Here is a 13063-nt window from a genome sequence, read left to right on the forward strand (position 1 = left end):
TTAATAGAGTCGAGTGTAAACTCAACGCTATGAACTTAAACTGAATCGCGTTTAATAGCTAGGCACTTAGACTATGCGAGTTCAGACTGGTATCTAATTTAACACCTGTATTTTGAACCCCGTCGCTGAGTTAGGTTCACTTTCAAAGGTCATAATAGTATTTTTGCCTTGCATGAATTCTACTCCTTCAATACGATCAAGTAACAATTTATTATTATCAAGCTCGGCCAAAACAACAATTTGATAGTTATCTTGCGGTAAAGTAATGGCCTTATTTTTTGCAAGGTTTAATCCAGAAACATGGTATCTAGCGGTTTCTAAGGTCTCATCCGAACGAACAAAAAATACATTGATAAACGGATAATCAGTGACCAAATTTACCACCTGAATATTGAAGTCATGCACCTGTGGCAGTTTACTTTCGTCAAATGTTAATACGTTTAACTGACTTTCTTGGTTTCGATAAAGCACGATTGCTTTGCTATCTCCCTGATTTAAGGTGAGCAAGCGATTGTTAAACACTAAAGCGGTTTCACTCTCTACCTGCGCAGATAAACGATAGTCTCCGAAATTTACTGCTGAATAGGCGCTTAACGTATGAGCGTTAACTGTAGCGGCACTCGTATTGCCTGAAATGCCTTCTAAGCTCACTTGTGCTGTTAGGCCCTCAGCCAAACTGTTGTAAATTCGGTATTGAGCGGTTTCATTCAAATCAGGATAGGTGCTAACCGTGCTGGCATTCGCAATAACATCTAACTCGATATGGCCACTGTTTGCACCTGCAGTTTCGCGTAGTATCAACAGGTATTCAGTAGAAAAAGTAAAATTGATATTGGCACTTTGGAACACTGGCTCACTTTGCCCGGGTAAGGTTAAAAACACCACATACTCACCAAGGGTAAAATCCACATTCGCCCCATCCCAATGCACAACCTCACTAAACTCATTATTTGTCAGCTGACTCAGCTTGTGGGCATCAGCAAAGCTGCCACCCGCATTAGCCATATATAAGTCGTACTCTTGGTTTGAGTTTGTAACAGATAAACCAAACAATCGCAGGTGCGCGTTTAATTCTTCTCGGGCAAACTGATATAAAGTTAACTCGGTAGCACTGGCGTTTTCGCTCATGACAAGCACATTTTTTTCACCTGCTTTGAGAGTCACTTGTATTTCATCAATTAACACCTCTTTACCGTCTGTATCCAGTCGATATAAGGCCAGTGAATAATCACCACGTTCAAGGGTAAGTAAGCTTGTTACATCACCATAGGAAGCGGAGCCCAATGTTTTGCCATCTACTATTTTCATGTAGGTTAGGGCGCTGCTTGATGCGCCATTATAAAATTGCAGGTAGGCATCTGGGTAGGTGGGATCACTGTCCTTATTGTCTGAGCCACCGCAGGCGCTAACTAAAAGTGTCAATAGCATCAATAAATAGTGCACTACATATTTGTTTTTCATACTTGCTTTGCATTCCCTGATAGTGGATTTTCATGAGTAATTATTTGTGGCATCACAACGTAAAAGTCGTTAAACGTGCAAAAGTGTAGAGAGAACTACGTTTAAAAAGCGATTCAAATTGGCATCAATTGTTAATATTTGTAATCAAAGAGTCTGCCTTTTAGATAAATCTGCTAGCATATTGCCTCTTCTAATATTCAGCTATCACTGCGGATTTAATGTGAGTATTCGTTCTAAAATCGTGTTTATTGTGTTGTTGCTAATAGCGCCTTGGTGCCGTGCAGCTTGCACGCATGATGAGCAGTGTGTGTCGCCACAAAGTTGGCAATTTGGTGTAGCGTTAGGTCTCGGTTTTGGTTCTAATCCGCTAAAAGACGGGGATACTATTCCCTTATTTATTCTGCCTGATATCGCATGGTATGGAGAAGCCGTTTATTTTGACAATGGTGAATTAGGCTATCAATGGACGGAACATGCTCATTCCGCGTTCGTGACCTTTTTAGAGGTCGACCAAGAACGCGCTTATTTTAGTTTTTGGCACCCAGTCAACATTCTTAACCCTATTAATAAAAATAGTAATTTGACCGCCCTAGATGGTGGCTTGAGTACTGGCCCAGAAAAGTTGTCTATCGACCATATAGCAACACGGGATTGGGCTATTTTAGCCGGCACCCGTTGGCATTATTATACTCAAGATGCACAGTGGCAAATCTCTGTATGGCAAGATGTGACAGGCACCCATAATGGTCAAAAAATGTCAGTGTATTATCAACATAGTTGGAATTGGCAGACACTGCGATTGGTGGCTGAGCTTGATGTCGTTTGGAAAAGCAGCAAGCTACTCAATTACTATTATGGAATTCGACCATTGGATAAAGTGGACCCGTTTTTTTATTATCAGGCCAAAGGGGGCTGGCAACCCGCGCTGACCTTATCCATACAAAAGCCATTAAATGACAAATGGCTGTGGCTAACTAAGCTAAGTGTGCAAAAACTCAATAAAGGCATGACGCAAAGTCCACTTGTAGAAGACTCGTCGATTTATCGTTTTTTTAGTGGTTTTGCTTATCAATTTTAACGGAATCTAACTTGAAGCTAGCTGTGCTGTGTCTGTTTTGTTGTTTACTATGTAGTTACCGAGTCAGCGCCAAGTCGCCTAATTGGCACGTCAAACCAACGACCTGTATCAGTGCCTTGCCAGAGGTATCTTGTGTGTTTACCTTATTCATTGCACTGGAAAATATGACTGCAGAACAATACTGTTTGAGCCTGGATTCACGCAATTTAGGCTGCTACTCGATTACTGAATTTCCTCTCGAGCTCACCGTAAAATTAGAGCAAAGTGAGCAACTCACTTTACTTGATACAAAACAAACCACACTGTTGACGACTACCTTGTTTATTAAGTCTCAACGACAAAAACAACGACGCAGACTTCGCAGTCCTTGGAGTATTTTTTAATGGCCTATGTATTATTGGTAGAGGATGATCAAAGACTTAGCGAATTAATTGTGAGTTATTTAAGCCAGCAAGGCTTTGAGGTTAAGCACCTTTCCAACGGCGACACTTTACTCAGCCACGTAAAACAGACAAAACCCGACATCGTATTATTGGACGTTATGTTACCTGGTGAAAACGGCTTCACTTTGTGTCGGCAAATACGTCCCTTTTATAACGGGCCATTATTATTTATGACCGCCAAGGGCGATGATTTCGACCAAGTACTGGGGCTTGAAATAGGCGCGGATGATTATATTGTCAAACCTGTTGAACCACGAGTACTCCTGGCAAGGATTAATGCCTTGTTGCGCCGAGCTCGGCACCTAAGCTCTCCTTCTTTGCCAGTGCAAAAATTAGTGTTTGGCCAATTGGTTATTGATAAAAATGCTCGCTGCGCCTTGCTCAAAGGACGCAATGTACAATTGACTAGCCACGAATTTGATATGTTATGGAAACTTGCAGAAAACGCCTCAACGCTTGTCGAACGCAGTGTGTTATATGATGAATTAATTGGTCGAGAATACGACGGTTTAGATCGCTCTGCCGACGTCAGAATTTCACGCCTACGCAAGAAACTAGAAGATAATCCTTTGCACCCTTACCGTATTAAAACGATTTGGGGCAAAGGCTTCTTTTTTGTCGCTGAAGCCTGGGACGAATAACATAAATGGCTAAATTGTTTATTAGTCTTTATGTATTCATTACCTTGGCTCTACTTGGTCTCAGTGCTGGCTTAGATAGCTTTTTTACCCCACCTGCAACACCGGCGCGTTCACACTTGCATCAACTTTTAGCTGCAGCAAACAAACAAAATATTGATATACAGAGCTTACTGCAGCACACCAATATTGCTTATCGCTTGTTAGATAACAGTGATATTGCATGGCCCCCCGACAACCAACATCAATTAGATAGTGGTGAAGCGGTGAGTGTTTTTGACCCACTGTTAGGCGAACAAATTTATCTCTTACTCGAATCAGGCCGCTTACTAGAATTATCGCTTAATGATGCAGCGCCAGACAGAACAAGCTTTTTCTTATACCGCACAATATTTTTTATTGCATTAGGCGGGCTGGTTGCCCTTTGGATTTGGCCGCTTTGGCGCGATTTGGAGGCCTTGAAAAAAAGTGTCACGACGGTATTACCCGATGGTAACATCAGCAAAAATCATATCAGTAGTTCGTCTTTAGTCGCCCCCGTTGCAATTGCCTTAAACAGTATGCGCGACCAAATTTCAGCATTGATACAAAGCCAACGAGAGCTGTCGGGTGGGGTCGCTCATGAGTTTCGAACGCCATTAGCGCGCTTAAAATTTGCTTTAGGCATGTTAGATGAAAACCAAGACCAGTTACTCGCTAATATGCGTATGGATGTGCTTGAACTTGAGAAACTTGTCCAAGAGATGTTGGATTTTTCGGCAGGAGAGGCGCACATGCCGAACTTACACTTTTGCGAAATTCCTCTTAAGGCAATCTGCCTAAATGTAGTCGATAGATTAAACACGAGTCACTTAGCCCACCTGTCGGTTAGCGTTGAGGGTAATGATGAGCAAATAATCGGTGACGGACACTTTATTGAAAGGGCAATAGAAAACCTCTTACTTAATGCTGCCCGTTACGCGACACAGTGTATTGTGGTCACGATAAAAACTAATGAAAATAACCTTATGCTATTGGTGGAAGACGATGGCATGGGGGTAAGTGACAAGTTAGCTGAGAAGATTTTTGAGCCTTTTTTTCGTCCTGATGAGGCCCGCGATCGGGTTCAAGGAGGCGCGGGTTTAGGTCTTGCTATTGTCAAACGGGTCATGCAGTGGCATCAAGGTACATGCTCCGTTAGTAAAAGTGCGTTGGGTGGCGCTCAATTTACCTTGTACTTCCCGATGAAGATAACCAGAAATTAATTGGCCACTATTTGACTGCTGGCTATTTCACTACAAAGATAACGTAAATTAGCCCCATAAAAATATGGGTTTTTATCATTGGCTTGACAATAAAGGCTATCAAAATGGCTGACTGACATTTTGTTAGCGGTGATGGTTTCTAAATAGGCTAATTGAGATTCAGTTAAATTATTTGTATGTGAAATAATGGCTTGTCGAAAGATTGATAATTCATTTCTTTCGGCCATCAACGATATATCTAACATCCAATCCGCCACTTTGCTCTGCACATCGTCAAACCAATAATGCATAAACGGCGAGCGCAACAGTGCAACAAGAGCCAATATTTCAAAGGAGATTATAAAAAAACGCGTCATAACACTTATTGATTGGTTTACCTATTACTAGAGTAAATGAAGTTGAGTGAATAGAGTACTAACATTAGTTATGTGCTGCCATAACTGGGGATAAACTCTTGTGCTAAATTTAGCTGGGAAGTTAGAGCATGATTTGTTGATAGAAATCAAACAATAAGACACACAACAGCAGCAGCGATGACGAGTAAATGATATACTGAATCGTTTTTAGATTTTGCAGCATTTTCTAGCAAGGACACCACATGAGTGAACGAATCCCAGTTAAAGTGATTTCTCCCGTTAAAGTTCACAAACCCGACTCCAGTCAACATGATAACCACTACACTCCTCGTAGCCGCATTTATGTCCGTGCTGTATCAGGTACTCTGGAAAACTTTCGCCGTTTCTTTGGGCTTATTTTCTTAAGTGTATTTGCCATTCTTCCTTGGATCCAATATGACGGGCATCAGGCCATCTTGTTAGATATTGGTAGTCAACGATTTAATATTTTTGGCTTAACTTTATGGCCACAAGATTTAACTCTGCTTGCTTGGATTTTTATTGTTGCCGCTTTTGCACTGTTTTTTATCACGACCTTTGCAGGCAGAGTATGGTGCGGCTTTATGTGCCCGCAAACCACGTGGACGTTTATTTATATTTGGTTTGAAGAGTTAATTGAAGGCTCTCGACATCAGCGGATCAAATTAGATGAGCGAGCCATGAATTTTGATAAATTTTGGCGAAAGGCCTTAAAACATCTTTCATGGGTAGCGGTTGCTCTACTTACCTCTCTTTTATTTGTCGGTTATTTCACCCCTATCGACCAATTGTTTATTGAATTTTTTACCTTTTCTAGCTCTGCATGGACGGTGGGCTTTGTGCTGTTTTTTACCTTTTGCACCTATGGCAATGCAGGTTGGATGCGCGAAATAATGTGCACCCATATTTGTCCTTATGCGCGTTTTCAATCAGCTATGTTTGACAAAGATACTTTCACTGTTGCCTATGATGCAACACGCGGTGAACAGCGAGGTCCGCGCAGTCGCAAAACGACAAGAGAAGCGAATCAAGAGAAAGGCTTAGGTGATTGCATCGATTGCAACCTATGTGTTCAGGTTTGCCCCACCGGCATTGATATTCGTAACGGTTTACAATACGAATGCATCAATTGTGGGGCGTGTGTCGATGCCTGTAACGGCGTGATGGAGAAAATGAATTATCCCAAAGGCTTAATCAGTTTCACCTCTGAAACCGAATTAGCGGGCGGAACAACTAAAATTATTAGGCCCAAATTAGTCGGTTATGCACTAGTGCTTGTTTTAATGTCTGGGTTATTAGTGTTTGAAATCATGACTCGCGTGCCCTTAGAAGTGGATATTATTCGCGATCGAAACTCCTTGTACCGTGAAACCAACGATGGCTTGATTGAAAACGTTTATACCTTAAAAATTCTCAACAAGTCACAACAAAAGCAAACTTATCTAATTAGCATAGTGGGCTTAGAGGGCGCTAAATTTATTGGTGAAAATACCGTTGTGGTAGATGGCGGCGAAGTGCTGACTTGGCCTATAAGCTTAGCCATCGACCCTTATAAAATAGAGCAAGATGTGACTGAATTCGAGGTCAAAGTTGAAGTGATCAATGACCCTTTAATTGACGTTAAAGTACAAGAGCCAAGTAACTTCTTATACCCTGACAATTAATACTTGGTGGAGCCAGGCAAATGACAAAATTTGATTTTTCTGGCTTAGGGCCTGACCTTATTTTAGACGCGATTGAGTCGTTAGGTATCCGAGTGGAGTCTGGCTTACTCGCACTTAACTCTTATGAAAACAGAGTGTATCAATTTATCGCTGAAGACCGTTTACGCTATGTAGTGAAGTTCTATCGGCCGATGCGTTGGACTGAGCTACAAATCAAAGAAGAACATGACTTTAGCCTCGAATTGGCGAGCCACGAAATTCCAGTAGTCGCCCCAATCATCTATCAGAATAATACCTTGCATCAATACCAAGGGTACTACTTCGCTCTCTTCCCCTCTGTGGGAGGTAGGCAGTTTGAAGTGGACAACCTTGACCAACTTGAGTGGATGGGCCGCTTTATTGGGCGAATTCATGCCGTAGCAAAAAGTGCAACTTTCGTACATCGCCCAAAATTTTCAGTTGAAGAACACTTGCTTGAGCCTTTGGAGCACTTGAAAAAAAGTGAGCTCATACCTGACTACTTGCACACCTCATTCTTTGCCATCCTAGAGCCTGTAGTCAACAAGACTTTGCAGCTCTACCGCGCTAACAAGACTGACAATATCCGACTGCATGGTGATTGCCACCCCGGTAATATATTATGGCGTGATGGCCCGACCTTTGTTGATTTAGACGATTGTCGCAGTGGTCCTGCTATCCAAGATCTTTGGATGATGTTGTCCGGTGACCGACATCAACAAATGCTGCAATTAGATACCTTAATAAATGCCTATGAAGAGTTTGCTGAATTTGACAACGAACAACTCAAATTGATCGAACCTTTAAGAGCCATGCGCATGGTGCATTACATGGCATGGTTAAACAAACGCTGGCAAGACCCCGCTTTTCCGCAAGCTTTTCCTTGGTTTGCCGATGGCAAATATTGGGAGCAACAAATTCTCTCTTTAAAAGAGCAAATGTCTGCCTTACAAGAAGCCCCCCTTACTTTGTTTTAACTGCACTTTCTATTTACTTGTCTTTTCAATATACTGCGCCGCGTTTAAGGTGCCTCGATAGTACTAACCCAGTTTCTACTATCAGGTTAAACGGGAAGTTGGTGAATATCTTAAGGTACTAAGATGTAAAGCCTACGCTGCCCCCGCAACGGTAAATAAGAAATGTTTTGCAGGCATACCACTGTTCGATCGAATGGGAAGGTTGTAAAGCAGTCCAACATTGTTTGGTCACTTATGAGCCCGGATACCGGCCTTAATCTGGTGCTAAACCAGCATAGCTTGTTTAGTTTGTATTTTATGTACTCGGGCGGAGTGCATCAATTAGGCCTAAAATTAATGAAATCAATGAATTACCGCAATAGTTCGTGTTGCATCAGCTTATTTTGTAGCAGCGTGATTTTTACCCCTTCTGTACTTGCCAATACGCTTAGTCCTTCCTTATCCAACGCTGAACTTGAAACAATAACTGTCGTTTCTAGCAAAATCCCCTTGTCGATGCGAGAACTCGCAACCAGTGTAAGTGTGATTGAAAAAGAAGATATTGAAGCGCGAGGGAATATATCCTTAGCCGATGTTATGCGTCACGAAGTGGGAGTCGGCGTGTCAAATTCTGGTGGTATCGGCAAAAACACCACCTTGCGTGTTCGTGGTGAAGATGGCTTTAGAACCAAAGTCTATATCGATGGCGTGGAGCTAAGCGATCCTACGGCCCCGCAAGTCACGCCTATCTTCGACGATATGTTGACAACATTTATCGATAGAGTTGAAATTCTTAGGGGTCCGCAAGGCTTGATGTATGGGGCTGATGCCGGTGGGGTGGTGAGCATTACCACCAAACAAAGCGAGATGGGTTTAACAGGATCGGTAAACACACAAATTGGCAGTTACTCAAGCTCTCTATTAAGTGCAGATATTGGCTATGCCAATAAAACAGGACACATTTATGTAGCCGCGGCGCAATTTGAAACCGATGGGTTCAATGCCCAAACAGCAGATGAAACTGGCGACAAAGACGGGTATCAAAACACAAGCTTACATTTGAATACAGGCCTACAGATAAACGAGTCACTTTTACTAAATGTTGTCTTGCGTAATGTCGATGCTGAAAATGAATATGATGGCTGCTTTGACAATACCACTTTTGCCCCCGTTAACGCTTGCCGAACCGAAAGCGAAAATCAAACGGCTCGATTATCATTGCAATATGAACATAAGAATATGCATCACCAGTTAGGCTATGCAAAAACCGATGTCGAACGTCAATATTTTAGTCAAGACCAGTTTAGTTTTGCCAGCGAAGGCGAGATCAATAAGGTTGAATACAGGGGGTATATCAACTTAGCTGAGCAAAAAATCATTTGGGGTGCTGATAATGAATCACAGAAATTGGTCAGCTCTGGGGAGCAAAGAGAACAAACGGGGCTCTTCGCCGAGTACCAAGCCTCTTGGCACGACCAATTTTTTATGACCGCGGGCGTACGTCATGACGACAATGAGACTTTTGGTAGCCACCATAGCTATCGTATAAGTGCGGCTTATTTACTGCCATTAAATGCACAAGAGCTAATTAAGCTTAAATCGTCTTACGGCACAGGTTTTCGCGCCCCCAGTTTATACGAGCAAGCCTACAATGATGGAGACTATGCCTATGGAGATGCGGCGGGCTTGCAACTTAAAGAAGAGACCAGTAAAGGCTTTGATATTGGCATAGATTACAATAATCATTCACAGAAAATGTCTTTGGTTTACTTTAATCAATCCATTGCTAACGAAATCTATTTTGATAGTTTGGCCTACACCGGTTATCTACAAAATAGTCTATCTAGCAATTCTAAAGGTATCGAATTTGAATTAAGTCAAACGCTTTTCCGTGACATAACACTGTGGTCAAATTATACCTATAACCACACACAAACCAATGCAGATGAGGAGCGTATTAGACGTCCCAAGCACCAAGCTAATGTAGGTGTGCAAACCGCGTTACTAGACGATATGTTGACACTTAATGTAACACTTAAAGTGGTAAGAGATCTGGTGGATATTGGTGGAGTAAGACTTGACGATTACCACTTAGTTAACTTCACTTCTCGCTATAAATTTAACGAGCTCATTCAGTTTACACTTCGCGCAGAAAACCTATTTGATCGCCACTACCAAGATGTTGTTGGATTTAACACTGCTGGCCGCACTTTTTACGTCGGTGCTGCCATTACTCTGTAATCTTTCTTATTCGCAAGGGGAACCCCCTCCCCTTGCAAGATATTTTCATTTCAACCTTGCTCTTTCTGAAAATTGTCTATAATTCGGGGGCTTAAGTTCGTTTTAGCTATAAATTGATTTTAGTCTAATCTCTTTTTTACGTTCGTAGTCATGTGGATACACAGGTTTAGTCACATTAAAAGCGAACAATGGAACCAAAAAAATTGCAGGAAACGTGTACGTTTTTGATGAAGAGAAATGTTCATTAAATCGGCAATAGTCAGCGAGTATTTGCCTTCCAATAGATAGGAAAAAGCGAAATGAATAAAAAACATACAGGATACAGATCAATAACTAGGTATACATACACATACCCATTAAGCCAGACACCGGGCACCTAATACGGCATAATTCGCGCCCTCGAACTCACCTGACAAACTTTATTAACAGAGACGAGCTAGAACACATTAAAAATAACGCATTATTTTTAATGTGTTTCAGACTTCTGAAATAACAAAAGTGATGTTCTTTTTTAAACACATATAAGGGTAACCACCATGTTAAAAAAAACCTTAACTACCACACTGATTAGCGCTGTTATTGGGTGCTCAATCTCGTTTTATAGCAATGCAGAAGTCGTTCTGATTGTTCATCCTTCGAACGATGCCTCTATTGATGCTAAAACCGCTCAAAGGATTTTTTTAGGAAAAGAAAATAAGTTTTCAAATGGCAAAGAAGCGCTACCAATTAATCAGGTACCAGAATCAGCTAGTCGCGCATCGTTCGATACCGACACCCTAGGCAGAAGCTCTACCCAAGTAGCGGCTTATTGGTCGAAATTAGTTTTCACTGGTAAAGGAATTCCCCCTAAAGAGGTTAACAACGATGCGGAAGTGATTGCCATTGTATCAGGCAATCAAGATGCCGTTGGTTATGTTGATAGTGCATCGGTTACTGGTGCTGTTAAAGCCATTTCACTGAACTAATTAGGAAGATAAAAAATGAAAAAATTAATCGCATTAAGTGTACTGACACTTGCTAGTTTGTCAGCACAAGCTGAAGTTCGCATAAACGGCTTTGCCAATTTAATTGGCGGTATTACCAGCTCTGATGACGTTGTTTACGGTTACGATGACAGCATTTCCTTTACCGATGAGAGTTTATTCGCTATCCAAGTAAGTGGCGACATTAATAGTAAAATGACAGCAACGGCACAAATGGTCGCTCGTGGTTCCGACGATTATAGTCCAGAGTTTGAATGGGCATATATGACGTATCAAGCAACTGACAAATTGGCTATTTCTGCTGGTCGCATTCGTTTACCACTGTTCCGCTATTCTGCATCATCTGATGTAGGCTATTCTTATCACTGGGTATCTGCGCCTCGTTCTGTTTATGATGTAGGTTTTAGTAACGTTGATGGTGTTAAGTTTGATTACAGCACCTACTCAGGTGATTGGGAATACAATCTACAAGCAGTAGCGGGCACTTACAACTCAGACTTTCTAGGTGGTGATTTGTCTGGTAAAAACTTATTGCTTTTCTCTGCTGAAGCAACTTACGAGTGGTTTAAAATGCGTGGGGTTTACGGCACTAACAAGTCTACTTATAGCCGTACTGACATCGATGGTACACTTGGCACATTAACTAGCTTAGGTTTGCCTGAATTAGCTGACGACCTTGCCCTTGACAACAACACTGGTACTTTCTTTGGTTTTGGAACTGAAGTTGACACCTTCGATTATTTTGCCAGCGCAGAAATTACCATAACGGAAAATAAAGACTCGTTCAGCCCCAAAGCCACCGCATTCTATGTTACTGCGGGTATGCGCTCAGGCAAGTTTACGCCTTCAATTACCTATGAAAAGTTTAAAGAAGACGATCAGTATAAGTTCTTAGACCGTGTTGCTGCTGCTCCAGAGGCGCTTAGACCTACCGCAACAGCCATAACTGTTGGTTTACAACAAGCTGTGATGAACGAGTACAGTGTTATCACTGCCGGCGTTCGTTATGATGTTGACACTAACGTTGCATTAAAAGCAGACTTAAGTAAGTATTCTGATGATTTAAATGACTCTTTAGATGCTACGTTATTACGCTTTGCGATTAACTACGTTTTCTAGTCGAAAATGCTTGATATAAAATGAGCTAACAGCTTGTCAGTTTAAGAAGGTCGTACTTAGTACGACCTTCTTTTATTTCAAGTGCCAACACAATACATTTAACACTCATTTACAATCTTGTCTAAAACAGACTATCGGTATTTTATACTAGCTATGGTAACCTCCCATATTAGTCCAAGTTTTACCTTTACATTAGCCTTAAGAGATAATATTGAAAATGAAGAAAATCTTACTAAGTTTACTCATCGCTGTTTTAATTCCTTTACAAGCCTGTGCACAAGAGACATGGAAAGAAGGCACTCACTACACAGTCATTAGTGACGAGGCTACTGCTAAACCAGAGGTGCTTGAGTTCTTTTCTTACTGGTGTCCACACTGCTTTCAGTTTGAGCCACTCGTAAAAAGCATTAAAGCAAAATTAGACAGTGACACGACATTTACCAAGGTTCATGTCAATTTTATGCGCTTTACAACTGAAGCGATCCAAGATGATGCTACTCGTGCATTAATGGTTGCCCGTGCTCTTAAACAAGAAGAAGCAATGAATAAGGCAATCTTCAATTATATTCATGTTCAGCGCTCCACTGTTGCGGGCAGTAAAGACCTTCAAAACGTATTTGCCGTAAATGGAGTTGAACCCGCCGAGTTTACAAAATTAAGCGCTAGCTTTGGCGTAAATAGCATGCTGCAAAAAAACAACAAAACGGTAGATCAGTACCGTAAGCACTTAAGCGGTGTTCCTAACTTTATTGTTAACGGTAAATACCAAGCGAAATTTGCCGCAGGTATGAAAGAAGAAGATTTTGTTGATTTGGTTGTCTGGTTGACAAAGCAAAAATAATAC

At 41.5% G+C, this 13063-nt stretch carries 12 protein-coding genes and 1 riboswitch; of the genes, 10 read left to right on the plus strand and 2 right to left on the minus strand.

Annotation, left to right across the window (positions count from 1 at the left end; all coding sequences use genetic code 11):
* Window positions 1-93: 93 nt before the first annotated feature.
* The gene (locus tag NWQ57_RS16195; RefSeq protein WP_306023204.1) at window positions 94-1461 is read right to left on the minus strand and encodes a DUF4397 domain-containing protein; all 1368 of its coding nucleotides are present in this window, start codon (window positions 1459-1461) and stop codon (window positions 94-96) included.
* A 220-nt stretch (window positions 1462-1681) separates the two neighbouring features.
* Here NWQ57_RS16195 and NWQ57_RS16200 point away from each other — a divergent pair, with 220 nt between their 5' ends.
* Genes NWQ57_RS16200 through NWQ57_RS16215 form a run of 4 tightly spaced genes read left to right on the plus strand, consistent with a single transcriptional unit; the run spans window position 1682 to window position 4864 of the window.
* Complete coding sequence (locus NWQ57_RS16200) at window positions 1682-2539, plus strand: MipA/OmpV family protein (protein ID WP_306023205.1); 858 nt, start codon at window positions 1682-1684, stop codon at window positions 2537-2539.
* A gap of 23 nt (window positions 2540-2562) precedes the next feature.
* Window positions 2563-2922: a DUF3019 domain-containing protein gene (locus NWQ57_RS16205; protein ID WP_306023215.1), complete on the plus strand. Its 360-nt coding sequence runs from the start codon at window positions 2563-2565 to the stop codon at window positions 2920-2922.
* Window positions 2922-3623, plus strand: a complete 702-nt coding sequence (locus tag NWQ57_RS16210; protein WP_306023206.1) for a response regulator — start codon at window positions 2922-2924, stop codon at window positions 3621-3623. Before NWQ57_RS16205 ends, NWQ57_RS16210 begins: the two co-directional genes overlap by 1 nt.
* Window positions 3624-3628: 5 nt before the next feature.
* Window positions 3629-4864, plus strand: a complete 1236-nt coding sequence (locus NWQ57_RS16215; protein ID WP_306023207.1) for an ATP-binding protein — start codon at window positions 3629-3631, stop codon at window positions 4862-4864.
* Here NWQ57_RS16215 and NWQ57_RS16220 read toward each other — a convergent pair.
* Window positions 4861-5220, minus strand: a complete 360-nt coding sequence (locus NWQ57_RS16220) for a hypothetical protein (RefSeq protein WP_306023208.1) — start codon at window positions 5218-5220, stop codon at window positions 4861-4863. The genes NWQ57_RS16215 and NWQ57_RS16220 overlap by 4 nt on opposite strands.
* Before the next feature lie 242 nt (window positions 5221-5462).
* Here NWQ57_RS16220 and ccoG point away from each other — a divergent pair, with 242 nt between their 5' ends.
* The 6 genes from ccoG (at window position 5463) to NWQ57_RS16250 (ending at window position 13060) form a co-directional block, all read left to right on the plus strand.
* Complete coding sequence (ccoG, locus tag NWQ57_RS16225) at window positions 5463-6902, plus strand: cytochrome c oxidase accessory protein CcoG (protein ID WP_306023209.1); 1440 nt, start codon at window positions 5463-5465, stop codon at window positions 6900-6902.
* A 20-nt stretch (window positions 6903-6922) separates the two neighbouring features.
* Window positions 6923-7897, plus strand: a complete 975-nt coding sequence (locus NWQ57_RS16230) for a serine/threonine protein kinase (protein ID WP_306023210.1) — start codon at window positions 6923-6925, stop codon at window positions 7895-7897.
* A 30-nt stretch (window positions 7898-7927) separates the two neighbouring features.
* Window positions 7928-8168: riboswitch (cobalamin riboswitch) on the plus strand.
* Window positions 8132-10117 carry a TonB-dependent siderophore receptor gene (locus NWQ57_RS16235; RefSeq protein WP_306023211.1) on the plus strand — a complete coding sequence of 662 codons (1986 nt, stop codon included), beginning with the start codon at window positions 8132-8134 and terminating at the stop codon, window positions 10115-10117. (Overlaps the previous riboswitch by 37 nt.)
* Before the next feature lie 536 nt (window positions 10118-10653).
* On the plus strand, window positions 10654-11082 hold the full coding sequence (locus tag NWQ57_RS16240; protein ID WP_306023212.1) for a phosphate ABC transporter substrate-binding protein: 429 nt from the start codon (window positions 10654-10656) through the stop codon (window positions 11080-11082).
* A gap of 15 nt (window positions 11083-11097) precedes the next feature.
* Complete coding sequence (locus NWQ57_RS16245) at window positions 11098-12219, plus strand: topoisomerase IV (protein WP_306023213.1); 1122 nt, start codon at window positions 11098-11100, stop codon at window positions 12217-12219.
* A gap of 217 nt (window positions 12220-12436) precedes the next feature.
* Window positions 12437-13060, plus strand: a complete 624-nt coding sequence (locus NWQ57_RS16250) for a thiol:disulfide interchange protein DsbA/DsbL (protein ID WP_306023214.1) — start codon at window positions 12437-12439, stop codon at window positions 13058-13060.
* Window positions 13061-13063 lie beyond the last annotated feature (3 nt).

Origin of the sequence: Paraglaciecola sp., from assembly GCF_030730205.1 — a bacterium.
Lineage (GTDB): Bacteria > Pseudomonadota > Gammaproteobacteria > Enterobacterales > Alteromonadaceae > Paraglaciecola.

Excerpts from the sequence above, each read along its gene's own strand:
- NWQ57_RS16195 (WP_306023204.1), bottom strand. The coding sequence starts at position 1,461 with ATGAAAAACAAATATGTAGTGCACTATTTATTGATGCTATTGACACTT.
- NWQ57_RS16210 (WP_306023206.1), top strand. The coding sequence starts at position 2,922 with ATGGCCTATGTATTATTGGTAGAGGATGATCAAAGACTTAGCGAATTA.
- NWQ57_RS16215 (WP_306023207.1), top strand. The coding sequence starts at position 3,629 with ATGGCTAAATTGTTTATTAGTCTTTATGTATTCATTACCTTGGCTCTA.
- NWQ57_RS16220 (WP_306023208.1), bottom strand. The coding sequence starts at position 5,220 with ATGACGCGTTTTTTTATAATCTCCTTTGAAATATTGGCTCTTGTTGCA.
- ccoG (WP_306023209.1), top strand. The coding sequence starts at position 5,463 with ATGAGTGAACGAATCCCAGTTAAAGTGATTTCTCCCGTTAAAGTTCAC.
- NWQ57_RS16230 (WP_306023210.1), top strand. The coding sequence starts at position 6,923 with ATGACAAAATTTGATTTTTCTGGCTTAGGGCCTGACCTTATTTTAGAC.
- NWQ57_RS16235 (WP_306023211.1), top strand. The coding sequence starts at position 8,132 with ATGAGCCCGGATACCGGCCTTAATCTGGTGCTAAACCAGCATAGCTTG.
- NWQ57_RS16240 (WP_306023212.1), top strand. The coding sequence starts at position 10,654 with ATGTTAAAAAAAACCTTAACTACCACACTGATTAGCGCTGTTATTGGG.
- NWQ57_RS16245 (WP_306023213.1), top strand. The coding sequence starts at position 11,098 with ATGAAAAAATTAATCGCATTAAGTGTACTGACACTTGCTAGTTTGTCA.
- NWQ57_RS16250 (WP_306023214.1), top strand. The coding sequence starts at position 12,437 with ATGAAGAAAATCTTACTAAGTTTACTCATCGCTGTTTTAATTCCTTTA.